We start from the raw sequence: 26,362 nt of genomic DNA on the forward strand, positions 1-26,362 counted from the left end.
ATGTTTGAGGCTTGCAAAGACTCGACCTTTTCGGGATTGTATTTGCATGGCTCAACATATCTACGACTATGCAATTATTGGAAGCGGACTTACAGGACTTAGCATTGCGGCGGCACTTAGCCGTGAAACAAGCAATATCGCTTTGCTTGACGGTGCTGATTTCGCCGGCGGCGTGAATAAGCAAATCAATTTCCCAACCGGTCCTATCAACAACGGTCTTCGCTTCGTACCTGATTCTGTTCTTTCTGAAAAAGCGATGAAATTCATGGAAAATCTCTTAGCGACGAAAATCGTTGCTGATGTTTCTGAAGAAGCACCTATCACTTACGAAGCAGGTGGCTTTAAAACTTTCTTGGGCTTTGGTGAAAATCCACCAGCGTTCTATGAAGAGTTGAACTACTTCACTTCTTCAAAACGTATCGACCTTGCGGTAGAGCCACACCAATGGATTCAAATGTTGATGCAAAAATTCACTGGCGACTTCTTGCCTCGTTCTTACGTAACGAAGTTTCATCAAGAAGGCGACAAAGTGACTTCGATCACAATCAATGGCTCTAAAACTCTTCACGCTCACAACTTCATCTTTGCGGGCACAGTGAAGGACCTTGCACTCCTTCTTCCTGAAGATGCTATTTCAGTTCGTGCGCGTTCGAAGCTTGGTAAAAATACTTACTGGACAGCTTTGTGTTTGGATATCTGTCACTCAAAAGCAGTGACTGAATCGACAGCGATGCACGTATTAAATGGCACAACTCAAGACGAAATCGGTCCATGCGCTGGTCAATTTATGCCGGCTGTAGAAGTTGAAGGACAAACTCTTCAAGCTTCACAATGGATCACATTTATTGAGTCAGAAGTTATGGATGACAGCGAAGTTGTGGGTCTGACTTTGAAGAAAATCAAACGTCAAATCAAACGCGCTTATCCAGAAGCTTTGGATGATGTGAAGTTGGAACGTATCTTCGTTTCACCAATCATCGCAGGCAATGGCGACATCAAATTGAGTGCTAACATGACTATCCCAAGCCTTGAAAACTTGTGGATCGCTTCATCAACTGTGAACGAGCAAAAAAACCTAGTGGGTGCTTTGCTTCAAGCAGAAATGACAGTGGCATCTTTAGGCTTCAAAGTCGAAGACGTTGAAATCCCAGAAACAGTTTCTGCAGAAGAAACTGCAGCTCCTTCATTCGAAGAAGCTTCTTTATAATTCATCAAGTTTAAGGGTGAAGGAAAACGTTGTTCCTTCGCCCTCTTTACTGTCGACAGCGATATTCCCGCCCATCAGCTCAATCAAGTTTTTCGAAATCACAAGACCCAAACCCGTGCCGCCATATTTGCGCGACGTTGATGCATGTTCTTGCGAAAATGATTTAAATAATTTCTTCTGATTTTCCGGAGCAATACCAATTCCGGTGTCAGTCACGCGCCATTTGTACGAACGCTCGTTATCCGCATCTTTTTCCACAGACACAGAGACACTTCCGCGTTCTGTAAACTTGATGGCATTGCCAACAAGATTCACCAAAATTTGTTTCAAACGATGTGAATCCCCCACCGCTTCGTTGGGCACGTTTTCGCCGACTTTGATTTGCAAAGCCAAACCTTTTTCGCGGCAGCTCATGTTGAACATATGATGGATGTCTTTGTGAAGTTGATGAACATCGAATTTGTGACGATCGATTTGCAAAAGACCGTTTTCAATTTTTGAAAAATCCAAGATGTCATTGATCAGAACAAGCAAAGATTCAGAACAACGATGAATGGTGGAAGCGAATTCGCGATGCTCGCCTTCAAGATTGGATTCGGAAAGTAAGTCTGCAAAACCGATGATGCTGTTTAAAGGCGTTCTGATTTCATGGCTCATGTTCGACAAGAAGTGCGATTTCATGACTGAGGCTCGTTGTGCTTCTTCTTTGGCAAGTATCAGATCGTGTTTCGATGAAGCCATTCCCCACAACTCTTGGCGGATGCGAAAAATACCCATGCACAAGATGAAGTTTTCAAACAGCACCCAGCCGCCGTGCTCAAGCCAACGCCAGCCGTAAGCTCCCAACTGACCATACACCGACAACGGGTAAAACTGCCCACGTAGCATGTGATCGATAATCACCAGCGTGCCCGCGTACCACAGAACTCCCATATCCATATAGAAAGCCAAAAAGGCCAGCGATACAAAAATATGAAAATGGGTTTCGATGCGACCGCCACTTAAATGAATCAATAAGACCGAAAACAGAACCTGCGAGGTCGCGATGATGTAACGAGTGACCCGCTCGCCGGGAGCTAAGAAAATCGCAGCAATGGACGGAACCGCGAACAATCCGCCCAACACAAACGACAATAATAAGGAGGAAATACTAGAACCCGAACTTTCAATCCAAGTTCTGGGGCTCACCAACCAGGCCACAAGAATAGCGCCAAACCATTGAATTCCCATGAGAATTCCAAAGGCTCTATCTACTCTTCTGCCTATTTCCTGAGACAGCCGATCAAAGATCGCGCGAACCTCAGGCAGGACATCTGCCGAAACACGAAGCATATTTACCCTTCCGACTACGTCCCAAATAGAGGTAATTTTTGTTTATATGAACCAGTATCGTGCATGACGCGGAATATATAAACAATATTTAATATTATAGGGCCTGATGTAATGAAATCCAGTCAGGACGAGACGTTCCAAAGAGTTCTTGCTCTGCGGTGGGGGCTATGATATCCCGTGAGTCCAACAATAACACACTCTTGAGCACTAACTGGTCTCCCAAGTACTGAAAAAGGGAGTCTTCCGGCGAAAAAAAGAAGCTGGCTCTGCACAAGAGGAGGAATAACCAGAAAGGAAGTACTACCATGGCACAAGTTACCATGAAAGAAATGCTAGACGCTGGCGTCCACTTCGGACATCAAACACAGCGTTGGAACCCAAAAATGAAACCTTACGTTTACACAGCTAGAGGCGGTATCCATATTATCGACCTTCAAAAGACTGTTGTTCGCGCTAACAAAGCTGCTGACTACGTAAAAGAAATCGCTGCTAACGGCGGCCGTATGATCTTCGTAGGTACTAAAAAACAAGCTATCGAGCCTGTTCAAGAAGCTGCTGCAAAATGCGGTCAGTACTATGTTACTAAACGTTGGTTGGGTGGCATGATGACTAACTTCGAAACGATCAAATCATCTATCGATCGTCTTCGCAAAGTTGATCAAATGAAAGAAAAAGGCGAATTCAACTACCTTACTAAAAAAGAACGCGCAAAAATCGAAAAAGAATACCTTCGTTTGTCTGAGTTCTTGAACGGTATCCGCGACATGAAAGAAATGCCTTCTGTTATGTTCGTAGTAGACCTTCCAAAAGAACACATCGCAGTTGCTGAAGCAAAACGCTTGGGTATGACTGTTGTTGGTATCGCTGATACAAACTCTGATCCAGAGTCTATCGATTTCCCAATTCCAGGTAACGACGATGCTATCCGTTCTATCAAATTGTTCGCTAACCTAGTTGCAGACGCTTACATTGAAGGCGCTAAAACTTGGGAACAAAAACTTCGCACAATGACTGATAAACAATCAGACGTTGCTAAAGAAGCTAAAGGCGAAGAAAAAGAAGCTCCTAAACGTCGTGCTCCTGCAAAAGCTGGCGCGAAAGAAGCTCCTAAAAAATCTGCAGGCCCTGCAGTTGTTAAAGCCAACAAAGGTCGTAAACTTGTTGCTGCTGGTACAGCAGAAGAAGTTGAGATCCAAGCTGAGCTTGAAAACAAAGACGAATCTGCTGAGTAGTCTCAGTCAGATAAGTGAAGAAAGGGTGGCTTGACCACCCTTCTCTTTGTTTGCCCCTTCTGTTCTCGTTTTTCATTCTTTAAAAAACCTATTTTTGAGGGAGACTTCCTAATGTCTATTTCCGCTACTCTTGTTAAAGAGCTAAGAGAAAAAACAAATGCAGGTATGATGGATTGCAAAAAGGCGCTTGAAGCGACTTCTGGCGATTTCCAAGCTGCCGTTGAATGGTTGCGTGTAAAAGGCCTTGGCGCTGCAGCTAAAAAAGCTGACCGTATCGCTGCTGAAGGTACTGTATTCGCACAAGTTGTTGGTAACACAGGTGTGATCCTTGAGATCAACTCTGAAACTGACTTCGTTGCTCGTAACGATGGTTTCAAAAACCTAGTTACTGACGTTGCTCACCACGTATTGAACGCTGTAAACGCAGTTGGCGATATCTTGGAGCAAGCATTCCACAAAAACCCAACTAAAAAAGTTGGCGACATGTTGAAAGAAGCAATCGCGACTATCGGTGAAAACATCGTTATCCGCCGCTTCGAAAAATACACTGCGACTGCAAACACATTGGTTCACACGTACATCCACGGTGAAGGTAAAATCGGCGTTATGATTGAAGTTGCTGCTGCTAACCCAGCTGCTGTTTCTAATCCAGCGTTGAAAACTTTTGCTCAAGACGTTTCATTGCACATCGCTGCTATGAACCCAATGGCTATTTCTTCTGACCAAATCCCAGCAGACGTAGTTGCAAAAGAAAAAGAAATTTTGACTGCTAAAAACCTTGAATCAGGCAAAAAACCAGAAATGATCGAAAAAATCGTTGATGGTCAAATCCGTAAATTCTTGGCTGAAAACTGCTTGATGGACCAAGCTTTCGTTAAAAATCCAGACATGAAAGTTTCTGATTTGGCGAAATCTGTTGGTAAAGAGCTTGGCACTGACGTGACTGTAAAACGTTTCGTACGTTTTGAGTTGGGCGCTGGTATCGAGAAAAAGTCTAACGACTTCGCAGCTGAAGTTGCTGCGCAAATGAAAGGACACTAGTTTGAAAGAGCCTGTTTATAAGCGCGTATTGCTAAAGTTAAGTGGTGAAGCTCTTGCTGGTAAGCAAGGGACTGGTATCAATACTGCGACGATCACACAGATCGCGCAAGACGTAGCAGAAGCTTACAAATCAGGCGTTCAAATAGGTCTAGTAATCGGCGGCGGCAATATCTATCGTGGTGTTGCCGCTTCGGCTGAAGGCATGGATCGCGCAAGTGCAGACTATATGGGTATGCTTGCGACTTGTATCAATGCTCTGGCTTTGCAAGATGCTCTTGAAAAAGCCGGTGTTCCTACTCGTGTTCAGACAGCTATCGAAATGGCTGAAATCGCTGAACCTTACATCCGTCGCAGAGCAATTCGTCACCTTGAAAAAGGCCGTCTGGTGATTTTCGGTGCAGGTACTGGAAATCCTTTCTTCACTACAGATACAGCGGCGTCCCTTCGTGCGATGGAAATCAATGCTCAAGTTATCATGAAGGCGACAAAAGTAGATGGTATCTACGATAAAGATCCTGCAAAACACGCTGACGCGAAGAAATTCGACAAGATCAGCTACATCGACGTATTGAACCGCGGTTTGCAAGTCATGGACTCTACTGCGATCAGTATGTGTATGGATAACAAACTTCCAATTATTACTTTTGACCTTATGGTTCCAGGAAATATCCTGAAAGCCGTTCAAGGTGAAAACATCGGTACACTCGTACAATAAAACAGGAGTCATCTATGGCAATCGCTGATGTGAAAAAGAATGCTCAAGCACAAATGGAAAAATCATTGGCTGCTTTGGGCGAAGAACTTAAAAAGATCCGTACGGGCCGTGCTCAAGTTTCTATGCTTGATAACGTGCGCGTAAATTACTACGGCAATCCATCTCCACTTTCTCAAGTTGCATCTATCTCTACACCAGATGCTAAATCTTTCCTTATCGCGCCTTGGGAAGTTTCTATCCTTAAAGATATCGAACAAGCCATCATCAAGTCTGAATTGGGCATGGCTCCAATGAACGACGGTAAAGTGATTCGTTTGAAAGTTCCAGATTTGACTGAAGAACGTCGTAAAGACTTGGCAAAACAAGTTAAGAAGATCGCTGAAGAAGCTCGTGTTGCAGTTCGTATGGCTCGTCGTGATGCCAATGACGAAATCAAAAAAATGAAGGCTGATAAAAAGACTCCATTAAGCGAAGACGAAGCTAAAAAAGCAGAAGCTGACATCCAAAAAGCGACAGACGATATGATCAAGAAAGTTGATCAAGTAGCTGACGAAAAAGAAAAGTCGATCTTAACGATCTAGGTCCTAGGAGCCCATGACTCTACCTAAGCATATTGCAATCATTATGGATGGTAACGGTCGTTGGGCTCAGCTCAAGCGCAAACCGCGCACGTTTGGACATATCAAAGGAACACGCGTCGCTAAAAAAATCATTACGGCGTGTTCTCGCAAAGGCATTAAGAATCTGACTCTTTATGCTTTCTCTACTGAAAATTGGTTCCGTCCTCAGACTGAAGTTTCTTTCTTGATGAAACTTCTTCGTCGTTACTTGCGTCGTGAAACAGAAAATCTAGTAAAAGAAAATATTCGTTTTTCTGTGATCGGTGATTTGTCGCGCGTTCCATCTGACGTTCATTCAGCTATTCAATCGGCTGCCGAAGCTACATCTCAGTGCACAGGCCTGAACTTGGTCTTTGCTTTGAGCTATGGCTCTCGCCAAGAGATCACATTGGCCGTGCGTGAAATCGCTCAGCAAATTGCTGATGGTCATATTGCTCCTGACGATATCGATGAAGCCTTGATTAGCACATCGCTAAGCACTTACCCTACTCCTGATCCTGATTTGATTGTCAGAACAAGTGGCGAACAAAGATTGTCTAATTTCCTTCTTTGGCAGGCTGCTTATTCTGAGTTTTACTTTACTGAAACATTGTGGCCGAACTTCACAGAGGCTCACTTAGATGAAGCGCTCAACGCGTTTTCAGTAAGACAACGCCGTTATGGGAAGGTCGCGACGAATGACAACTTGGAAAAGCTTTCTAACTAGAGCGGTCTCTGCACTTCTAGCCTTGGCCATTATCGTTGGCCTGTACATGTACCTTGGAATCGATGGCGTTAAAATCATGATCGCGTTTGCGGTTGCTGTTGGTTCATGGGAATTCGTTGGCATCGCATTTAAAAAAGAATCGTCATGGTTCTTGAAAATCTCGTACATGATCTTCACGTGGTTAACATTTGGTCTGACAAGTGTTGCGTTGAATATCGGTGTTCTTACTTTTGCTCTTTCCGTTGTTCTTCTTTGCATCTTTAGTTTGTTAGCGCTTCACAAAACGGGCGAACTTTCGCGCATCGCTGATTTTCAAGCGAAATCGGTTCTAGGTTTGGTCTATGTCGGTTTGATGCCGGCGTTTGCATTCAGACTTTTAGATTTGATGCAGGGCTTGTATTGGTTTGTTTTCCTTTTGGGTGTTGTGTTTGCCGGGGACACGTTGGCTTACGTATTTGGTGTGTTGATTGGCAAACATAAGGTGATGCCGAACGTATCGCCGAAGAAAACTTGGCAGGGTTCTGTTGGCGGTATCTTTGGTTCTTTGATCGCGGGCTTAATCTGCTGGAAGTTTTTATTGGGCGACTATAAGTTGAGTTTCATTTTAGGACTTTCGGCTGTCTCAGGATTTGTCGGCCAATTTGGAGACTTTTTTGAGTCCTTACTAAAGAGAGTCGCAGATGTTAAGGACTCCGGTAAAATCATGCCTGGCCACGGCGGCGTATTAGATCGAATTGACGCCGTATTATTTGCAGCTCCGGTCGTTTTATTCGGTGTTGTGATCGTGTCTCACCTTTTGTCGTAAGAGAAAAGTCGAGCGCCCCTGCAATAAAATTGTAATTTCCTAGCTCACATCCGTTCCACACTACTAGAATGAACGGATGGATATGATTCTAAATTTTCTACATCAAGGCCTATCTGCAATCGTCCCGTTTGTTGTTCTACTCGGGGTTCTGATTTTTATCCACGAACTTGGTCACTTCATGGTTGCCAGATGGTGTGGTGTACGTGTCGAAGTGTTCAGTTTGGGCTTCGGTAAAAAAATTCTGAAATATAAAAAGGGCGATACAACTTACGCTCTTTCAATCATTCCTCTTGGTGGTTACGTAAAAATGTTTGGTGAACAACCAGGCGACGTGATTGCCGAAGAAGACAAAAAAGTTTCATTCACTCACAAAAACGTGTGGCAAAGAATTGCTGTCGTTCTTGCGGGCCCATTGATGAACTTCTTCTTTGCGATCTTCATTTTCTTCGCTGTCGCGATGATGGGTGAAGATGCAAAAACTCCGGTGATTGGTGACGTATCTGCACAGACAGCGGCTTACACAGCGGGCTTCCGTTCAGGGGACCGTTTAATCACTGTGAACGATAAAGCGATCAACACGTGGGAAGATTTCCAAAAAATTCTTTCGCAAAAAGAAAATCGTGATTTGCACTTGGACGTCGTGGTTCAACATGAAGGTTCGCAAGAGCAATCTAAGATTTCCGTTAACGCAAAAGCAGAACCAAATCCAAACGTTCTTAGCAGTTACGACTATGTTGCGACTGTTGAAGGTTTGACACCGATGTCTGCGGGCACAACTGTTGGTGTTAAAGCAGGTTCCCCGCTTTACGCAATGGGCTTGCGCACTGGCGACACATTGACTTCAATCAATGGTCAAAAAGTGACTTACTGGAGACAACTTGATTCTGCATTTGCAAAATTGAATGCCAAAGACACTTTGACTCTTGAAGTGATGGGCGTGCGTGAAGGTGATAAGGAAGAAAAACCAATCACGGTCACAATGGCTCCGATTGAATCGATCAAATCATATTCAATGCAAAGCTTGGGTCTTGAAAGTTCAGAACTTTACCTCAGCAAAGTAATGGAAGGCTCCCCTGCAGCTGCGGCTGGTTTGAAAGAGGGCGACCGTCTTGTTGCAATCAACAATGTGACTTTGGCGAAGTGGGAAGATGTTATCAATAACATCAAATCTTTCGACGGCAAAAATCCAGTGAGTGTTGCAGTTCTACGCGACAATCAAAATGTTGATTTGAAAATCACTCCGAAAATGACGACACAAATGAACTCTAGTGGTGCGGAAGAAAAACGCTACACAATCGGTATCGCGCCAGTTGTGAACATGGCCGCTCCAGAGTTGATGACCGTGAAGTTCTCGAACCCAATCGAAGCCCTTGCTCGCGGTACTCAAAAAACTTGGGATGTTTCGGTCATGACGGTGATGAGCTTCGTGCGTTTGTTTGAAGCGAAGATTTCTCCGAAAAATATCGGTGGTGTTTTGTCTATCGGCCAAGCTGCTAGTGAAACATTTAAAATCGGTATGACTCAGTTCTTGCAAATGATGGCGATTATTTCTGTGAACTTGTTCATCTTGAACTTGCTTCCAGTGCCAGTGCTTGACGGTGGTCACTTGGTGTTCTATGTAATCGAACTCGTAAAGGGCGCACCTTTAAGCATGAAGAAAATGGAAGTCGCACAACAAGTGGGCTTGGCATTACTGATGAGCTTAATGATCTTCGCTCTGTTTAATGACTTCACTCGTTTATTAGGTCTATGAAAATATTAGCAATGGAGACCAGCACCCATCTTGGCGGTGTCGCGGTCGTTATCGATGGAAAATTGGTGGCAGAGGAAAATTCTCTGCGCCAAAAAACTCATAGCGAAATCGTGTCTCCATTTGTTGAATCCTGTCTTTCAAAATCTGGAATTAAGCTTGAAGATATTGATGCCTTTGCCGTGGGCCAAGGCCCAGGTAGCTTCACAGGTATTCGTGTTGCTGCCAATGCTGGGAAAACGTTTGCTTACTCGTTCAATAAACCTTTGATCACGATTGATTCATTGATGTTATTGGCTGAACAAGCGCGCGGATCACAGTATCCAGTTTTAGCAATCATCAATGCTTACAAGAACATGGTGTACTTAGGCTTATTCGATATGTCTGGTGAAGAGCCGACTTATTTGAAAGGTCCTGACGCCATTCCCGTTCGTGAACTTTCTAAACACATCGATCGCGACGTGACTGTTGTTGGCGATGGTTGGGAAACTTATCACGAGTATTTCCCCGAAGAATTGAAACTGAAAATGCATAGGGATCACGCTCTCCTGGACTTTCCTCACGCGAGAACCTTGGCTCTGATGGCGGAAAAACGCGCAATAAAAGGGCAGACCTTAGATTGGAAATCTTTCGTTCCTCTTTATATTCGCGCCTCTGAAGCCGAAGAGACAAAAAAAGGAATTTTAATTTCTCCACTCAAGTAGATGATGAGGGCGGTCTTATGGACTTTGAGAACGACAACTTAGAAACACTCGTGCCAAGAAAATCCGGCGATTCTTCTTCGCCAGCTAAAGTTTGGGTTGTAGCTTCTGGAAAAGGCGGCGTTGGAAAAACGTTTGTCTCTTCAAGTTTGGGAATTACTCTTTCTAAACTGGGTCATTCGGTTGTTGTTGTCGATCTTGATTTGAGTGGTGCAAACATCCACACAACTCTGGGTGTGAATCCTTCACACATGAACATTCGCCATTTCTTTGAAGGCGTCAAAACTCTGCAAGAAATTGTTATTCCAACTCAGTTTGCAAACTTGTCTTATGTGCAAGGCTTCTGGGATTCGTGGACTCCGATTGATTTCAACTCTGTGCAAATTGCAAACTTGATTCCGGAAATGAAGTCACTTCGCGCTGATTATGTGATCGTTGATTTGGGTGCTGGTGCTTTGGAACCGCATCTTGATTTGTTCAAATCTGCTGATGAAAAATTCTTAGTTACTTCGCCGGAACCAACAAGCATCGAAAAAACATATCGCTTTATCGAAGCTTATGTTTGTCATTCGTTAAAACAAAATGCGACACCAGATGCTTACGGACAAATGATTTCAACTTTAAGAAGTCACCGTCAAAGAACATTGGCGAAGCCTTTCTCGTTCCGTTCATACTTGAAAGAACAAGAAGGTTTTCAATACGACTTCTTTGAAACTATGTCATCTAACCCAGTTCGTTTGATTGTGAACTCTGCTCGCAGCCAAACTAACATGGATCTAGGGCATTCGATCAAAAGTGTGTGCAATAAGTATTACGACCTTGGTCTAGATTACGTCGCTGGTATCGAGTTCGACAACGCTGTGTGGCAGTCCGTGAAAGGCCGCGAACACGTGCTTGTAGCGCAACCGTTTACAGCGCTGGCGGGACAATTCTTAGCGACGTGCAAACAACTTATTGATCCTGAGGAACTTCGCGCCGTAGTATAATACCTACGATGCAAGCAACAGCTCGATATAATTACTACGAAATCTTGGAACTACAAGCAGGCGCTCCTCAGCATGAGGTCAGCGCAGCTTACGAGCGTGCACGCAATACGTACTCTGGTGACAATCCTGCGATCTATACAATTTTCTCTGAACAAGAAGCTCGTGAACTTCTTGTGATGATCGAAGAAGCCTACCAGGTCCTTGGTAATAAAATCCTACGCAATATTTACGATCAAAGATTATTAAGCGGTCGCGCTTCATTGAACGACCTGACTTATGCATCGATCATTGAAGCCAGCAAACAAGTTTTCCCTGAACCAAAACCAGTGGAAAAGAAAGAAGCTGCTTACAAAAAAGATCCTGAATTCGAAAAAGAAATCGCAGCCCAAGAAAACTGGGATGGCGCTTTCCTTAAGAAAGTTCGTGAATACAAGCAAATCTCTGTCGAGCGCATGTCCGAAATCACTAAGATCAATTCTTGGTACGTTACTGCTTTAGAGAAAATGGATGCAGCAAATCTTCCAGCTATCGTTTTCGTACGTGGTTACGTCGTACAAATCGCAAGAGCTCTGGTTCTTGACGATAAAAAAGTAGCTGATTCCTACATGAAGAACTTCAAACAGGTTCTAGGAAAATAATCCCGTGAAAAATTTAAAAGTTACCGCCGACGAACAGATGGCAGGTCTTCGTCTTGATAAGGCGTTGGCTCTTATTCCCGAAATCGAAACGCGCTCGCGCGCAGCTCATCTGATTGATAACTCAGCTGTGATGGTGAACGGCAAGATCGAAAAAGCCTCTGCAAAAATTAAAGAGGGCGATTCCATCGAAATCACACTGCCCGATCCGACACCGACTGAACTTCAACCTTACGATCTAAAATTAGATGTTCTGTTTGAAGATGAAGATGTCATCGTCATCAACAAACCCGCAGGTCTTGTTGTCCATCCCGCTGCAGGTCACGCACACGATACTTTAGTCAATGCGCTGATTTCACATACCGATGATTTGTCTATGAAGTTCGGTGAAGAACGTCCCGGCATCGTTCATCGTTTAGACAAAGAAACTAGTGGAATTATTGTCGTCGCTAAAAACGATAAGGCCCACGAATCTTTAACCGCACAGTTTAAAGAGCGCAGCACTCACCGAATTTATTTTGCGGTTTCTATTGGTACGGCTCGCACAATGTCAGGAACATTCCGCAGCTTCTTAGCTCGTCATCCGGTTGATCGCAAACGTTATGCTTCGATCATAGGTGATGATGGTTATCCTTTGAGCGATCAAGAAGATCCACCATTAAGTGGTAAGTGGGCCGTGACTCACTATGAAGTTTTGAATCGTAAAGCAGGTTTAAGTTATCTGAAGTTGAAACTTGAAACTGGCCGTACTCATCAAATCCGCGTGCACTTGTCAGAAAATTCTTTGCCAATTGCCGGGGATCTTCTTTACGGTGCTGACAGAAAGATAAAATCTATTGAGCAAAAATCCATTCAGGAAGATCTTAAAAATCTGCCTCGCTTTCTGTTGCATGCGGCGGAATTAGGATTTACTCATCCACGCACAGGGGAACGCCTTTCCTTCAAAAAAGATTGGCCCGAGGACATTCTAGTTCTGCTAAAAAAATGGGGTCTTGTGTGAACATAGAACAAACACCATTGGGATATGAAATTCGTACTCCCCACCTGATAATGTTATTCGGTGGTGTGAATGCGCAAATTCCTGCTTTAAAAGCAGCATATCCCGATATTGATTTTGTTCGTGTAAAACAAATTCACAGCGACGCCGTTGTTGAATCAGAAAATAGTTCCACTGATTTACAAGTGATCGCCGACGCGCATATCACTAAAAATAAAAACGTCGGCATTTGCGTGATCACCGCCGACTGCGTTCCTTTGTTATTTTATCACCAAGGAACCGGCACCATCGCAGGCGTTCACGCCGGATGGAGAGGTGTCGCCAATCGCATCACCATCAAAACCATTGAAAAGCTTATTGCTAGCGGCATTCCCGCAGAAGAACTTGATGTGATCATCGGACCCCACATTCAAAAAAAATCTTTCGAAGTGGGATTGGATGTGCGCGATCAAATTCTTGGCAGCCTTGGCACATTGACCGAAGCACAACGCACTTTATTCACAGAAAAGATTTCTGAAGACAAAGCTTTGGTCGATTTAAATCAAGTCGTTAAAGCACAACTTCAGTCTATGAACATTCAAGCCGACAGAGTTTTTGATCTGCATATTGATACGTTCACAAATCCCGATTTCCATTCCCACCGCAGAGACAAAGAAAAAGCCGGCAGACAGGTCAGCTTTATATGTCGGATCTCTTAATTCTTCCGCAAGAATTCTATATGGAAGACACCACGCAGATCGCAAAAGATCTGTTGGGAAAAGTTCTACATATCAAAATTCAAAATGAAGAATTTCGCGCACGCATTGTTGAAACCGAAGCCTATCTTGGAATCGATGATCCCGCAGCCCACTCGTATGGAGACAAAAATACTCCCCGTATACAATCTATGTATCAAGAAGGCGGCCATTCTTACGTCTATATGATTTATGGAATGTATTTCTGTTTGAATTTTGTCACTCGAGAAAAAGGCAATCCGCAAGCAGTTCTTATTCGTGGTGTAGAACCGCTTCCTTCACAACATGGTGTGAAGAAAAAAGATCTGAAAACAAATGGTCCCGGAAAACTGTGTAAGTACTATGGCATTAATCGTTCACACGATGGGATTAAGCTGTGGAAAAAGCGTTCGGAACTTTACGTAAGTGATGATGGCTTTGAAGTTTTAAAAAAACAAATCGTCGCAAAACCCCGTGTGGGCGTGGATTACGCGGGCGAAGCTGCGTCGTGGCCTTTGCGTTTTTATCTAAAAGATAATCTTTATGTCTCTAAAAAATAGGCCATGAAAGTTCGTGGAACGCTCTGTGTTCCGCTTACTGATCGGTAACTTGTTTAAAACTGTGTCGACGATGCAGGTTATGGCATCTCTTTGAGCTCAAGAGGAAAAAACCAATAACCCGGAAACATATCAGGAGTGATATCCATGAAAGCATTGTTCTTGTCTTTACTTACTTTGATCGCTTGTTCGTCTGCATTTGCCACTGTGAACGCAAATTCTTCTTGGGAAGAAATCAACGCGACTCCATATCTAAATCCAAAAGCACCTACTGTATATATGGGTCGTTCAATTGATTACATGATGGTGTGCCGTAACGGTGATCGTCTTCAAACAACGAAACCAGTCGACATCACTGAAACTCGCACTTACGGCGATCGCCAAGAAATCGTAGTTGTTGGCAGAGAAATTCTTTCGACGCCAATTCACTATAGCCTAGTGCAAGAAAACTGTTTTTCTCAAGGTGGACAAAACAGCCGCACAGTTTGCAAAAAACAACGCATTACTGGTTCTTACCCGATGACAGTTCAAGTTCCAGTGTATCAATTGCTAACTCCGAAACGTACATACCAACAGTACCGTTTCACAAAGTCTTACACGATTCCTAACTGCGCAGGCGAACCAACTCCGCAATAATTGGAAATAAAAAAGGCCCTCATCGAGGGCCTTTGCTTTTCTATTCGTTCTAGTTTTTGAAATTACATTCATCCGGCCCGTACTGCATCGGAATATCATAAGACATTCCTTCATACGTGAACGAGAATGTCACTTGATTGCTCTTGAATTTATATTCGTAAACTTTGGTATCGATCACACGAGTTGTGAAACCAAATCCCGTCACAGGAACGCCATTGATTTCACTGTCGCTTCCTGATCCGCACGAGAACAATTCATCCCCGCTTTTCAAACAATTTACTTTTTTAAATTTCACTGTGAACGTGTTGCCAAGTTTTTTAATAACTTCCAAACGCTGTTGCAGATAAGGGAAATCATGTCCCGTCACAACTCCTTGAAACACAGGAGCATTGTCGACGCCAAAGTGATGTTGCACTTTGAATTCAACCAACTCATCACCATCTTCATTTTTGATCGGCTTTGAATAAAATGAAGTTGTTGGAAGTTCCGCCATACAAGTGAAGTCCGGCGTCACACCTTGCGATTGAGCCGCAAATACAAAAGACGGCACCAAAAAAGAAAGAAAAGAGATAGCGAGTTTCATACGGGATTCTCCTTATAGAAATATTCTGAGGAGCTTTCCGTAATCTGGCCAACGTTTTAATAAGCATTAAAGAAAAAAACTACTTCGGCGAAGCCGAAGTGAATCAGATTTTTCAAACACAGGCGAAATATAATGAAGCAGGGATAGTGAGAAAAATGGTGGCTTGAGACGGAATTGAACCGCCGACACAAGGATTTTCAGTCCTCTGCTCTACCAGCTGAGCTACCAAGCCATTCGTTCAAAGAGACCAAATGTTTATCTTTTGGCCTCTTTGATGTCAAACACTAAGCCTTATCGAACGCGGATTTTAGGTCATTTAGTAGATCTTGTAGATCTTCCACACCTACTGAAAGGCGGATAAGGGAATCATCAATGCCCAAAGCCTTACGATTTTCAGGAGGAACGGAGGCATGCGTCATAATTGCTGGGTGCTCGATCAAGCTTTCAACCCCACCTAAGCTCTCTGCCAAAGAAAAAACATTCACGTTTTCTAGGAATTTACGAGCCGATTCCATTCCACCTTTGATGTAGAACGTGATCATACCGCCGAAACCTGACATTTGGGCTTTCGCCAAAGCATGTTGCGGATGGCTTTCCAAACCTGGGTAAATAACTTTTTCAACTTTTGGATGAGACTCCAAGAATTTCGCAATCGCCATCGCGTTCTCTTGGTGAGCCTTCATACGAAGTGGCAACGTTTTCAAACTTCTTAGGCACAAGAACGCATCGAACGCCGCTTGGATACCACCCATAGAGTTCGTTAAGAACTGGATTCTTTCAGCCAAATCTTCACGTGAAGTCACCGCGATACCGCCGACCACGTCACTATGACCACCGATATACTTTGTTGCTGAGTGAACAACGATATCGGCACCTAAATCCAAAGGTTTTTGGAAGTAAGGGCTCATGAATGTGTTATCAACCGCTACCAAGATGCCTTTTGCTTTCGCGTGAGCAGCGATTTTTTTGATATCAACCAATTTCAAAGTAGGATTTGTCGGAGTTTCCAACCACACCATTTTAGTATTTGGTTTGATCGCCTTTTCGAAGTTTTCAAATTTGGTCAAATCTACGAATGAAAATTCCATTCCGTCATGCTTCAAAACTTTATCGAACAAACGGAAAGTGCCGCCGTACATATCGTCCATCGCGACAACGTGATCGCCACCTTTAAGAAGATGAAGAATCGTCGTTGTGGCCGCGCAACCAGAAGCAAATGCAAAACCGAATTTACCATTTTCCAAACTTGCCATGCAATTTTCATAAGCGCGACGAGTTGGATTGTGAGTACGAGAATACTCCCAACCTTTATGAACGCCCGGAGATTCTTGTACATAAGTCGAGGTCATGTACACCGGAGTCATGATCGCGCCTGTTGTTGGATCAGGAGATTGTCCTGCGTGAATAGCTCTTGTCGCAAAACCAAGATCTTGAGTTGTTTTTTTCATCGTATACCTACTATTTGTTATAAATTTTTAAAGCGTCTTCAGCAGAAATCACGCGGTTGAAAGCATCTTTGATTTGTTCTTCTTTCAACAAACCATTATCCACCATCCAACGATCGTTGAAGGCTTTTGAAAGATACTGACGACCACTGTCTGGGAAAACCACAACGATATTCATCGGTTTTTCAACTTTTTCAGATGCTTTGATCGCGCCCACTAAAGCAGTTGCGCTTGAAGGACCGACCAGCAAACCCTCTTCAGACACCAGTCTGCGAGTCATATCGAATGCTTCTTGGTCATTAACGCGGATAAAACCATCATAAATATCCAAGTGCACATTGCCTGGAAGCATATCTTCGCCGATACCTTCAACTTTGTACGAACCTGGAGGATCAACGATCTTTTTATGATAGTACAAATCGTAAAGAATCGAGCCCACTGGGTCGGCACAGATGATTTTGACGTCTTTTTTCTGCTCTTTCAGATATTTTGCACAACCTGAAAGTGTTCCGCCGGTGCCAGCGCCACCGACAAGCATGTCGATCTTACCATCCGTTTGTTTCCAGATTTCTGGACCTGTCGTTTGATAATGTTTCGTTACGTTATCTGGGTTGAAGAACTGATTCGCCAAAAACGCGCCCGGGATTTGCGCTGCGATTCGTTTAGAGACATTGTAATGACTCATTGGATGATCTGGTTCAACCATCGGAGTGATGACAACCTGTGCACCGTAGGCGCGAAGAAGAGCTCTTTTTTCTTCACTCATCTTTTCAGGCATGATGATGATGCATTTGTAGCCCTTAACTGCGGCCGCCAAAGCCAAACCCACACCTGTATTTCCTGAAGTGGCCTCAACAATTGTACCACCCGGTTTTAAATCGCCACGTTTTTCGGCTTCTTCGATAATTGCAACCGCAACGCGGTCTTTAATGCTGCCGCCTGGGTTAAAATATTCGATTTTCGCGAAAAATTTGTGTTTTGAACCCTTCGTAACATTATGAAGAGCCACCATTGGCGTATCGCCAACAGTTTCCAAGATGGAATCAAGGATATGTGACATGAAAAACTATCTTTCTAGATCATCTCTTCTGTTGGAAGGAAGATAGACCGAGTTCATCGACTGCAGAACTGTATTCATTTGAGTCAATGGATCGACTGAATAAGCCATGCCCAGCTCAGAAGTGAGCTTCTTGACTGTTTGACGATTCGGCTGATCTTTCATCAACTCATCGACCAACTTTTCCAGATTTTTTCTGGTCACAAGCTCTTTTGACATGGGCTTATCCTCCAACACCGCCACTCTATCATCCGCCCCCTAAAGAGTGAAAAAAATTTTGAAGAAGCGGGCCAAAAAGAAGCATCAAGAATGCTGGAAATTGAAATAACAACAGCGGAACAAGCAAAATAAAGGGAAGGCGCGCCAATTTATTTGTCAGTTCTTCATGGCATGCCTCCATGATCTCTTCTTCCAGAGTCAGAAGCACATTGTAAATGGCCTCACCACGCATTCCGCGCTCCAAAAGCTGCAAAAGAACCTGCCGATGTTGTGATGAAATCCCGGAAATCAGCGTCTGCGTCTCTTTTCCTTGATGCAATAGCGCCATCCATTTTGAAACAGTGGTCGGAAATTCGCCTTCACATCGTTTTAAATAATTAAGAATGCCTTGTTTCGCGGTCTGACCCTTTTCTAAACTTCTTTTGACCGCTAAAAGAAGTTCAAGCGGCGGTGCTACACCTTCCATTTCATCTTTCTCCCCACATTAAAGATCCAAAAAAGCCCGATCATGAAAATAAAAAATGATGCCAAGATTAAAAATCGATGCTGAAAGAACCCAAATTGCACAATTACAAAAGAAAGAAGCGCAGAAAAAAGCGCGGTGACAATTATCGCCTGCATTTTTATTTGCTGGGTCACTTGTCCAGACCTACGTCGAAAATTTTCGCGTAGCTTAAGGTTCCTTCGCAACGCTTTCACTTGATCAATCGTGCGTGCATTCGAGCGATCAATTTCTGCAAGCTCTGCCTGCAAATCCTTGAGCAGAGCGGATTTCGCGGAGTGAACCGCATCTGATGTGATGATGAAATTATAAATTTCGCGCAGCTGATTTCTGCGCCAACCGTTTTGATTTTCGATCGCTGCATGAAGTGCGAAGCGGAAAGATTTTCCTGATTGAAGACCCAAAATCACGCTATCAAGTAACGGAATCAACGCGCTTGAAAGTGTTCTCATCATAAAAAAACGCAAAATACCCGGGAAAAACTTTAAAGTTATTAAAATAATGCCGATGAAAAGCCAGAGTGAGATTGGTGATGAGTGAAAGCTGATGGCAAGAAACGACACCAACACCGCATTTAAGATCATCAAAGACCTAAATGTGTGTTGAGAGATCGCAAATTCTTGAGAGATCCGCAAAAGAGTTCGATGTATGAGCGCTTGTCCGAGCATCGAAATCGAAAAAAGGATGATCATCACCCACCTCCACGGATCGCGATCTCCGCAAAAAATATGCAAGCAATTTTTTTGTTGACGTCGATGGTCGAATTAGGAAGACTTAGGGTAAGTAAGGTTTTTTACAAAGTAAGTAACAACAACAACGTTTGCATCCTAGGAGGAGCACATGGCAAAGAAAGCAGCAAAAAAAGCTACAAAAAAAGCAGCTAAAAAAACTACTAAAAAAGTAGCAAAAAAAGCGACTAAAAAAGCTACTAAAAAAGCAGCTAAGAAGTAATTTCTTAGTACTAGCTTAGTACTTAAAACCCCAGAGGCAACTCTGGGGTTTTTTTATGCCTGAAACACTGATCCAGAGCGGATTTCCGGGCGATAGAGAAAAATAAAATTTAGATAACTCTGCAGTGTGAAGAGTAAAAAAAAGGGAGCAATGTGCTCCCTTTTTTCGTTTCGAATTTTGGTGAAGAAATTAGAAGTAATAAAGAGTTCCAACAGTGCCCGATGGAATCAATTGCGAGCGCGTGATTTCATACATCGCAACGATCTCTGCATAAGCAGAGAAACCATAGAAAGTTCCCGACAACTGATTATATTGAATGCCAAACGAACCGTTCACGAAGTTCGTACCAAAACGGCCGGTCGCTTTTTCGTCACTTGTCAAAACTCGGTCTAGGATGTCTGAATCCTTCCACGCATCGCTATGTCCGCGTGAATTATACCAGCGCGAATAACCTGCCGTGAAATAAGGAGCAATATAATCGCCCTCAAACGCATGTTTCCATGCCAACGAGATCGAATTGTAGCCAGGACCGGTACCGAAACCCGCCATAACACTGTTTTCATCTTCAAAATTGAATTCAGCGTTGATACCCACCGAACCAAGTTGTCCACCAACGGAAATACCAGCACCCATGCGCAATTCTTCACGCATTTTAAGTGTTGAAGAGTAGCTCATTGTATTGGATTCAGTTTTCATATCTTGGCTATAGGCTTTTTCAATCGATAGAGCTTTAGAGCTGATCGTTTCAGAGTTGGCACTCAAAGCCGCTGCCTGTGCTGCGCTTACGCCCATAACAATAACTGCAAGAGCGGAAAAACGTGTGAATGAGTTAAGCATGAACACCTCCTGTTATTAGAAAACTCTCGCGCGAACCCCTTCAGTTTGGAAAAACTTTTTCAGAGCCGGGCCGTCAACTGGTTCAAGTCGGAAAAGAAGTTTATGAACAAGGTCATAAGTTTCTTCGGCCTTCTTAGAACGCAAATTGCCTGTCAGATACGCCAAGTCATCGCTGATTTTGACTGCATTATCAAGCAATCTTGCCATTTCGCGATTCTTCGTCGTCTTATCCAAGAGCATTAGCGTTTTATTGAAGTTCGTAGTCAAATTATCCAGTTGTTTGATGACGTTTGTCACAGATCCCTGGTTCTTTTCCACAATTTCAATTAATTTTCCCGCTAAGCCATAACCTTGTGAAATCAATTGATCGATACGTGGTGGATCTTCACCACGAACATAATCTCCGTTAGAAAATTCCCCGGCATCCATCGAACCTGCAGAGATCTCCAGAAACTTTTCCCCGATCACACCCGCAAGATTGATAAAAAATTTCGAGTCTTTACGGACGCTGGTCCAGGCTTTTTTGTCAATTGTGATAGTCAGACGAAGCTTCGCTTCTTCGCCGTTCGCCATCTTAAAAGCAGGATCAAAAGTAATTGATTTAACTTTTCCCACTTTAATACCCATCACGCGAACTGGAGAACCCTCTTCGATTCCACCCGCATAGTTGTACATGACGTTGAGCTCTTTAGTATTTGAGAATGGCGAAACCAGTCCCATAAAGTAAGCGAACAAAGCAATCAGTGCGAAACTGACCAGCGCTAAAAGACCTACTTTTGTTTCCACTTTCATAAACGCTCCTAGTACATGTGGCTAAAAGTGTAAGATAAAATAAAATCGATAACAATGATTCCGATCGAGGCTACGACCACCGTATTTGTCGTCGCTTTTCCAACTCCTTCAGCACCTTGCTGGCAGTTGAAACCGAAGTAACATGCGACGATAGGGATCACCGCACCAAAACACGCTCCTTTAATCATCGCAAAAATGATGTCGCGGAACTGGACAAAACGATGCATCGAGGACAAGAACATCCCCGGCGTATAACTTAAATAAGATTGGCTGATCATCATTGCCGATAGCAAACACGTCATATTTGCGACCACCGTCAACATCATCGCACCCAAAATGCAGGCTAAAAAGCGTGGGACAACCAGATAATTAACTGGATCAATTCCCAACATCTTAAGTGCATCCACTTGTTCAGTGATCTGCATGCTTCCCACTTCAGACGCATATCCCGCGCCCACGCGTGAAGCCAACAACAGCGCCATTACAACTGCTGCAAGTTCGCGTAAAATCAGAACGGCAGCGAAACCAGGAACCATCGAATCGTTCTGAATCACCATCTTCATATGAAATGACGATTCAAGAATGGTCACGATCGCGGCGAAACAGACGCAGAAGACGATGATGATTAAACTGCGATTTGCCACAAAATGAAGTTGTTGCAGGAATTCTTTGCGACGGAATGGCGATACAAAAATACCAAAAAAGGTTTCAGCAAAGAGTGAAATCATGAGCGATAACCTCTGATCATTTGCAAAATGATCTCTCCGATAAAGCTTGTGAACCAATCCATCACGACGATTGCAACCATCGTGGTAACGGCCGTTGAAACGACAGATCTGCCGACGCCTTTTGCTCCGCCACTTGTGTAATAGCCTTTAAACGTACAAACCGTCGCTAAAACCACGGCAAATGTACCGCATTTTACCAGCCCACTAAGAATCGAGATCGGATTAACAATTGTCGGAATATGACGTAGATATTCTTCGAAGTTCACACCGGCAAAAAGATTTCCCATCAACATGCCGCCCAGAACCGACATGATCAAACCGCCGCCCAATAAGAAGAAGCTGGCAATGATGATACCCACGAATCGTGGTGCAATAATTTCCTGAATCGGATCTGCTCCCAAACAGCGAACAGCATCAATTTGTTCGGTCACGCGCATCGTACCCAGTTCCGCTGATGTATAAGCACCGACTTTTCCGCTAAGCATGAAGGCGATTAATAAGGGTCCCACTTCACGGAATGTCGCACTTGTTGATAGGCCACCCAAATATCCCAAAGCGCCAAATTCCTTCATCAACATCGCAAATTGCACACTCATAATTGCGCCGACGAAAAAGCCTGCCATCGCTGTTGTGAAAAAGCTGTCTGTCGTGACTTTCCAGATCTGATCGAAAACATCGCGCGATTTTGGAGTCTTCTTAAGTAGCGAAATCAGTAGTTCTTTAAAGAACAAAAGGTTGCCACCCACTTCGTCTAAAAGGTGAATGAAAAGACCCATCATGCGTGAAGAACCTCTTCCAAGAAGTCCTTCACCAATGGATGAGTAGAACGTTTCAATTCATCTGGCGTTCCTAGTGCGACAATTTGTCCTTTATCAAGAACCACGATGCGGTCCGCGATTGAAAGGGCGCAATTCATGTCGTGACTGACAACGATGGATGTCGTTCTTAGTTTTTTTGAAAGATCTTGAATCAACTGATTCACGGCTGTCGTTGTGACGGGATCAAGACCCGTCGTGGGTTCATCAAAAAGCAGAATTTTTGGTTGTAAAGCAATTGTGCGCGCAAGACTGACACGCTTTTGCATGCCGTAAGAAATTTGTGCCGGTCTTTTTTCTTCGACACCTTGAATATGCACAAGATTAAGTGCTTTGCCCACGCGCGCTTTGATTTCGTCTTCACTCAATTGAAAATGACGACGTAAACCGAAAGCCACATTTTCATAAATTGTTAATGAATCAAAAAGTGCGGGATGTTGAAAGACCATGCCGCATTTTTTGCGAATGGGAAAATACTGATCTTCAGTGAATTGCGAAACCTCTTCACCGTCGATCCAGATTTCGCCTTCATCAGGCTTTAAAAGTCCTACGATATTTTTTAATAAGACAGATTTACCAGTGCCAGATGTCCCCAGCACAAAAATGATTTCTCCCTCGCGGATTTCTAGATTTAATCCGTTGAGTACCGTGCGTGTACCAAATCGTTTTACGAGGTTCTTAAACTCAATCACAACTCATCGTAGGTTCCGGACCTAAGTGGGTCAATGGATAAAGTACTATAGGACTAGTCGTCTCTCTCGCGTGAACAGCTCTTACTACGCTTGTGCGGTCAGTGGTCCTTCGACCATTCCGCGAATGAATTGATGCACGCGTGGATCAGGATGATTTTTTGTTTGTTCCGGAGTGCCCGTGATAAGCAGCTCTTGATTCACAACCATGCCGATGCGATCTGCAAGTTGATATGCGCGATTCATGTCGTTCGTGATCGCAACAACTGTCGAATTGTTTTTCTTCTTCAAGTCGATGATCAGCTCGATGATTTTTTTCGACGTGATGGGATCAAGTCCCGCAGTGGGATCGTCGTAGAAAATGATTTCTGGATTTAGAGCCAGCGCTCTAGCGATTCCGAGTCGCTTTTGCATTCCGCCGCTGATCTCGTCGGGAAAAAGATCGCGCGCATGTGGAATGCCCACTGCATCGAGAAAATACTCAGCCTTGTTCAGTATTTCTGTCTCAGAAAGTTCCGTTGTTTCGCGCAAAGGAAAACAAATATTTTCCAGACAAGTCAGTGAATCGAACAGAGCATTTTTTTGAAACAGAATTCCCATTTTCTTAAGCAGCGGCAAACGCGCCTTGGGACTGAGTGTCAACCACTCCTGCTGTTCCACAAAAACTTTGCCATTCTGCGGAGTTATGAGTCCCGCCAAGGTTTTCAGCAAAACCGTTTTTCCCTGTCCACTTGGCCCCACAATGACAAAGGACTCCCCTGCTTTGATTTCCAAATTAATGGAGCTCAAAACAATCTGTGAATCAAAAGCCACAGTCACATCTTGCAGACGTATAATACTCATGTTGATCCACCCTCGAAGAGTCGCAATTCGTGAGTCCTGCGCCAAGCAGTATCCCTTGTCTCTGTTTACGATTTGATATTGAATGGGTCATCGACGCAAGTTCAAAATTTTTTCATTCATTCTGATGCCTTAGAGGAGATTCATACCATGGCTCATACAAGAAAAAAAATCGCCGTTATCGGTGCAGGTTTCGTAGGTTCAACAACTGCTCACTGGGCAGCACAAAAAGAACTAGGTGATGTTGTAGTTCTTGACGTTAACGAAGGCGCTGCAATCGGTAAGATGCTTGACCTTGCTCAAGCTTCAGCAATCGAAATGTTCGATACTCGCGTAAAAGGTACTAGCAAGTACGAAGATATCGCTGACTCTGACGTTGTTATCATCACTGCAGGTATGCCACGTAAACCAGGCATGAGCCGCGATGAACTAGTTGGTATCAATGCAAAAATCGTTAAAGACGTTTGCGAAGGCGTTAAAAAATACGCTCCAAATTCATACGTTATCGTTGTTTGTAATCCAATGGACGTTATGGCTGTTTACGCGAAACAAATCTTGGGCTTCCCTCGTGAGCGCGTAATCGGTATGGGCGGTTGCTTGGATTCTGCTCGCTTCCGTACATTCATCGCTGAAGAATTGAATGTTTCTGTTAAAGACGTAAACGGTATCGTTCTTGGTAACCACGGTGATGCGATGGTTCCAATGGTACGTCACGCTTCTGTATCAGGCATCCCTTTGACTGAGCTATTGCCTGCAGACAAAATCGCAGCAATCGTTGCTCGTACAAAACAAGCTGGCGCTGAAATCGGTGGTCACTTGAAAACGGGTTCTGCTTACTACGCTCCAGCACGTGGCGCAGTTGAAATGGCAGAGGCAATCTTGAAAGACCAAAAACGCGTTCTTCCAGTTGCAGTTGAATTGACTGGCGAGTTCGGTGTTAACGAAGGTTTGATGGTTGGTGTCCTTGCTACTATCGGTGGCAAAGGTGTAGAGAAAATTCACAAATTCGAAATGAACCCAGCTGAACAAGAAGAGTTCAAAAAATCAGTAGATGCAGTTCGCACTCTAGTATCAGCTCTTAAAACTGTTCAGTAGTAAGGAATTAAAATGAATATTCATGAGTATCAGGCCAAAGAAGTCTTGAGAAAGTTCGGAGTAGCAACGCTTAAAGGTAAGCTTGCTCACTCTCCAGAAGAAGCTGTAGCAGCTGCGAAAGAAATCGGTGGATCAGTTTGGGTTGTTAAAGCTCAGATCCACGCTGGTGGTCGCGGTAAAGGCGGCGGTGTTAAAGTTGCGAAGTCTTTGGACGAAGTTGCTGACTACACTAAAAAAATGATCGGCATGACTTTGGTAACTCACCAAACAGGCCCTGAAGGTAAAGTTGTTCAAAAAGTTTTCATCGAACAAGGTTGCAACATCGCGAAAGAATACTACGTTGCTTGCTTGATCGACCGTGCAACTGGAAGAGCTGCAATGATGGCTTCTTCTGAAGGTGGTATGGATATCGAGGAAGTTGCTGAACACAATCCAAACGCGATCAAAAAAGTAGACATCGATCCAACTGTTGGTTTGATGCCTTTCCAAGCTCGCGAATTGGCATTCCAAATCGGAATGGACCCAGCTCTTGTTGGTAAAGCGACTAAATTCTTCCAAGGTCTTTACAACGCCTTCATCGCAACTGATTGCTCTATCGCAGAAATCAATCCACTTGTTGTGACGAAAGAAAATGATGTATTCGCTCTTGATGCGAAAATGAACTTCGACTCAAACTCTTTGTTCAGACATCCAGATATCGTTGAAATGCGCGACCTTAACGAAGAAGAACCTTCTGAAATTGAAGCTTCTAAATTCGATCTAGCGTTCATCAAGTTGGACGGAAATATTGGTTGCTTGGTGAATGGTGCGGGTCTTGCGATGGCGACTTTGGACATCATCAAATTGCACGGCGCTGAGCCTGCAAACTTCTTGGACGTTGGCGGCGGCGCTAATAAAGAGAAAGTAACTGAAGCGTTCAAAATCATCCTTAAAGACAAAAACGTTAAAGGCATCCTGGTAAACATCTTCGGTGGTATCATGAAATGTGACATCATCGCAGAAGGCGTTATCGCTGCTTCTAAAGAGTTGGGTCTTAAAGTTCCATTGGTTGTACGTCTTGAAGGTACAAACGTAGAACTTGGTAAAAAAATGTTGAGAGAGTCTGGCTTGAACATTACTCCAGCAGACAATCTTACAGATGCAGCTAAAAAGATCGTTGCTGCGGTTAAAGGATAA

General features: G+C 43.7%; 30 protein-coding genes and 1 tRNA gene. 17 read left to right on the forward strand and 14 right to left on the reverse strand.

The annotated features are described in order from the left end of the window. The first annotated feature begins 46 nt into the window (after nt 1-46). Nucleotides 47-1,207, forward strand: coding sequence for an FAD-dependent oxidoreductase (locus tag DOE51_RS18435; RefSeq protein WP_142697988.1), 1,161 nt, complete (start codon nt 47-49; stop codon nt 1,205-1,207). Here the strand turns inward: DOE51_RS18435 and DOE51_RS18440 are convergent. Further along, complete coding sequence (locus DOE51_RS18440) at nt 1,202-2,437, reverse strand: ATP-binding protein (protein WP_246845186.1); 1,236 nt, start codon at nt 2,435-2,437, stop codon at nt 1,202-1,204. The two genes, DOE51_RS18435 and DOE51_RS18440, sit on opposite strands and share 6 nt — an antisense overlap. A 407-nt stretch (nt 2,438-2,844) precedes the next feature. Between DOE51_RS18440 and rpsB the strand changes: the two genes are divergently transcribed. The 14 genes from rpsB (at nt 2,845) to DOE51_RS18510 (ending at nt 14,633) form a co-directional block, all read left to right on the forward strand. Beyond that, nucleotides 2,845-3,771, forward strand: a complete 927-nt coding sequence (rpsB, locus tag DOE51_RS18445) for a 30S ribosomal protein S2 (protein WP_142697990.1) — start codon at nt 2,845-2,847, stop codon at nt 3,769-3,771. A gap of 111 nt (nt 3,772-3,882) precedes the next feature. After that, nucleotides 3,883-4,812, forward strand: a complete 930-nt coding sequence (gene tsf / locus DOE51_RS18450) for a translation elongation factor Ts (RefSeq protein ID WP_142697991.1) — start codon at nt 3,883-3,885, stop codon at nt 4,810-4,812. A 1-nt stretch (nt 4,813) separates the two neighbouring features. After that, nucleotides 4,814-5,527: a UMP kinase gene (pyrH, locus tag DOE51_RS18455; RefSeq protein WP_142697992.1), complete on the forward strand. Its 714-nt coding sequence runs from the start codon at nt 4,814-4,816 to the stop codon at nt 5,525-5,527. 14 nt (nt 5,528-5,541) lie between these two features. Beyond that, nucleotides 5,542-6,108 carry a ribosome recycling factor gene (gene frr, locus DOE51_RS18460; RefSeq protein WP_142697993.1) on the forward strand — a complete coding sequence of 189 codons (567 nt, stop codon included), beginning with the start codon at nt 5,542-5,544 and terminating at the stop codon, nt 6,106-6,108. 13 nt (nt 6,109-6,121) lie between these two features. Continuing rightward, on the forward strand, nt 6,122-6,853 hold the full coding sequence (locus DOE51_RS18465) for an isoprenyl transferase (RefSeq protein WP_142697994.1): 732 nt from the start codon (nt 6,122-6,124) through the stop codon (nt 6,851-6,853). Next, nucleotides 6,825-7,658 (forward strand): phosphatidate cytidylyltransferase, encoded by an 834-nt coding sequence (locus DOE51_RS18470; protein WP_142697995.1) that lies wholly within the window; start codon nt 6,825-6,827, stop codon nt 7,656-7,658. The genes DOE51_RS18465 and DOE51_RS18470 overlap by 29 nt, the downstream gene beginning before the upstream one ends. A 76-nt stretch (nt 7,659-7,734) precedes the next feature. Continuing rightward, nucleotides 7,735-9,411 carry an RIP metalloprotease RseP gene (gene rseP, locus DOE51_RS18475; RefSeq protein ID WP_142697996.1) on the forward strand — a complete coding sequence of 559 codons (1,677 nt, stop codon included), beginning with the start codon at nt 7,735-7,737 and terminating at the stop codon, nt 9,409-9,411. Continuing rightward, nucleotides 9,408-10,112 carry a tRNA (adenosine(37)-N6)-threonylcarbamoyltransferase complex dimerization subunit type 1 TsaB gene (gene tsaB / locus DOE51_RS18480; RefSeq protein WP_142697997.1) on the forward strand — a complete coding sequence of 235 codons (705 nt, stop codon included), beginning with the start codon at nt 9,408-9,410 and terminating at the stop codon, nt 10,110-10,112. Before rseP ends, tsaB begins: the two co-directional genes overlap by 4 nt. Nucleotides 10,113-10,129: 17 nt before the next feature. Continuing rightward, a complete protein-coding gene (locus DOE51_RS18485) occupies nt 10,130-11,095 on the forward strand; it encodes a P-loop NTPase (RefSeq protein ID WP_142697998.1) in 966 nt (321 codons plus the stop codon). 8 nt (nt 11,096-11,103) lie between these two features. Beyond that, nucleotides 11,104-11,733, forward strand: coding sequence for a helix-turn-helix transcriptional regulator (locus DOE51_RS18490; protein WP_142697999.1), 630 nt, complete (start codon nt 11,104-11,106; stop codon nt 11,731-11,733). 4 nt (nt 11,734-11,737) lie between these two features. Beyond that, complete coding sequence (locus tag DOE51_RS18495) at nt 11,738-12,730, forward strand: RluA family pseudouridine synthase (protein WP_246845187.1); 993 nt, start codon at nt 11,738-11,740, stop codon at nt 12,728-12,730. Further along, on the forward strand, nt 12,727-13,425 hold the full coding sequence (pgeF, locus tag DOE51_RS18500; protein ID WP_142698000.1) for a peptidoglycan editing factor PgeF: 699 nt from the start codon (nt 12,727-12,729) through the stop codon (nt 13,423-13,425). The genes DOE51_RS18495 and pgeF overlap by 4 nt, the downstream gene beginning before the upstream one ends. Beyond that, the gene (locus DOE51_RS18505) at nt 13,410-14,000 is read left to right on the forward strand and encodes a DNA-3-methyladenine glycosylase (RefSeq protein WP_142698001.1); all 591 of its coding nucleotides are present in this window, start codon (nt 13,410-13,412) and stop codon (nt 13,998-14,000) included. The genes pgeF and DOE51_RS18505 overlap by 16 nt, the downstream gene beginning before the upstream one ends. A 144-nt stretch (nt 14,001-14,144) precedes the next feature. After that, nucleotides 14,145-14,633 carry a hypothetical protein gene (locus DOE51_RS18510; protein ID WP_142698002.1) on the forward strand — a complete coding sequence of 163 codons (489 nt, stop codon included), beginning with the start codon at nt 14,145-14,147 and terminating at the stop codon, nt 14,631-14,633. 49 nt (nt 14,634-14,682) lie between these two features. Here DOE51_RS18510 and DOE51_RS18515 read toward each other — a convergent pair whose 3' ends face one another. From DOE51_RS18515 to DOE51_RS18580, 13 genes are all read right to left on the reverse strand, one after another. Further along, a complete protein-coding gene (locus DOE51_RS18515) occupies nt 14,683-15,216 on the reverse strand; it encodes a hypothetical protein (protein WP_142698003.1) in 534 nt (177 codons plus the stop codon). A 156-nt stretch (nt 15,217-15,372) separates the two neighbouring features. Continuing rightward, nucleotides 15,373-15,448, reverse strand: a tRNA-Phe gene (locus DOE51_RS18520). 52 nt (nt 15,449-15,500) lie between these two features. Then, the gene (locus DOE51_RS18525; RefSeq protein ID WP_142698004.1) at nt 15,501-16,664 is read right to left on the reverse strand and encodes a cystathionine gamma-synthase; all 1,164 of its coding nucleotides are present in this window, start codon (nt 16,662-16,664) and stop codon (nt 15,501-15,503) included. A 10-nt stretch (nt 16,665-16,674) separates the two neighbouring features. Continuing rightward, nucleotides 16,675-17,721: a PLP-dependent cysteine synthase family protein gene (locus DOE51_RS18530; protein WP_142698005.1), complete on the reverse strand. Its 1,047-nt coding sequence runs from the start codon at nt 17,719-17,721 to the stop codon at nt 16,675-16,677. Nucleotides 17,722-17,727: 6 nt separating this feature from the next. Then, nucleotides 17,728-17,937: a hypothetical protein gene (locus DOE51_RS18535; RefSeq protein WP_142698006.1), complete on the reverse strand. Its 210-nt coding sequence runs from the start codon at nt 17,935-17,937 to the stop codon at nt 17,728-17,730. 28 nt (nt 17,938-17,965) lie between these two features. Beyond that, entirely contained in the window at nt 17,966-18,403 is a 438-nt protein-coding gene (locus tag DOE51_RS18540; protein ID WP_142698007.1) for a hypothetical protein, read from the reverse strand. Further along, nucleotides 18,391-19,131, reverse strand: coding sequence for a hypothetical protein (locus DOE51_RS18545; RefSeq protein ID WP_142698008.1), 741 nt, complete (start codon nt 19,129-19,131; stop codon nt 18,391-18,393). The genes DOE51_RS18540 and DOE51_RS18545 overlap by 13 nt, the downstream gene beginning before the upstream one ends. A 448-nt stretch (nt 19,132-19,579) precedes the next feature. Beyond that, a complete protein-coding gene (locus DOE51_RS18555) occupies nt 19,580-20,227 on the reverse strand; it encodes a hypothetical protein (RefSeq protein WP_246845188.1) in 648 nt (215 codons plus the stop codon). A 15-nt stretch (nt 20,228-20,242) separates the two neighbouring features. Then, nucleotides 20,243-21,019, reverse strand: a complete 777-nt coding sequence (locus DOE51_RS18560) for an MlaD family protein (protein ID WP_142698010.1) — start codon at nt 21,017-21,019, stop codon at nt 20,243-20,245. 8 nt (nt 21,020-21,027) lie between these two features. Further along, a complete protein-coding gene (locus DOE51_RS18565; RefSeq protein WP_142698011.1) occupies nt 21,028-21,747 on the reverse strand; it encodes an ABC transporter permease in 720 nt (239 codons plus the stop codon). Further along, nucleotides 21,744-22,526, reverse strand: coding sequence for an ABC transporter permease (locus tag DOE51_RS18570; RefSeq protein ID WP_246845189.1), 783 nt, complete (start codon nt 22,524-22,526; stop codon nt 21,744-21,746). The genes DOE51_RS18565 and DOE51_RS18570 overlap by 4 nt, the downstream gene beginning before the upstream one ends. Then, nucleotides 22,523-23,254, reverse strand: a complete 732-nt coding sequence (locus tag DOE51_RS18575) for an ABC transporter ATP-binding protein (RefSeq protein WP_142698012.1) — start codon at nt 23,252-23,254, stop codon at nt 22,523-22,525. Before DOE51_RS18575 ends, DOE51_RS18570 begins: the two co-directional genes overlap by 4 nt. 84 nt (nt 23,255-23,338) lie before the next feature. Continuing rightward, nucleotides 23,339-24,094 (reverse strand): ABC transporter ATP-binding protein, encoded by a 756-nt coding sequence (locus DOE51_RS18580; RefSeq protein WP_142698013.1) that lies wholly within the window; start codon nt 24,092-24,094, stop codon nt 23,339-23,341. A 147-nt stretch (nt 24,095-24,241) separates the two neighbouring features. Here DOE51_RS18580 and mdh point away from each other — a divergent pair, with 147 nt between their 5' ends. Both mdh and sucC read left to right on the forward strand, forming a co-directional pair. Then, nucleotides 24,242-25,186, forward strand: a complete 945-nt coding sequence (mdh, locus tag DOE51_RS18585) for a malate dehydrogenase (protein WP_142698014.1) — start codon at nt 24,242-24,244, stop codon at nt 25,184-25,186. Nucleotides 25,187-25,198: 12 nt separating this feature from the next. After that, a complete protein-coding gene (gene sucC, locus DOE51_RS18590; RefSeq protein ID WP_142698015.1) occupies nt 25,199-26,362 on the forward strand; it encodes an ADP-forming succinate--CoA ligase subunit beta in 1,164 nt (387 codons plus the stop codon).

It is taken from the genome of Bdellovibrio sp. NC01 (assembly GCF_006874625.1).
GTDB lineage: Bacteria > Bdellovibrionota > Bdellovibrionia > Bdellovibrionales > Bdellovibrionaceae > Bdellovibrio.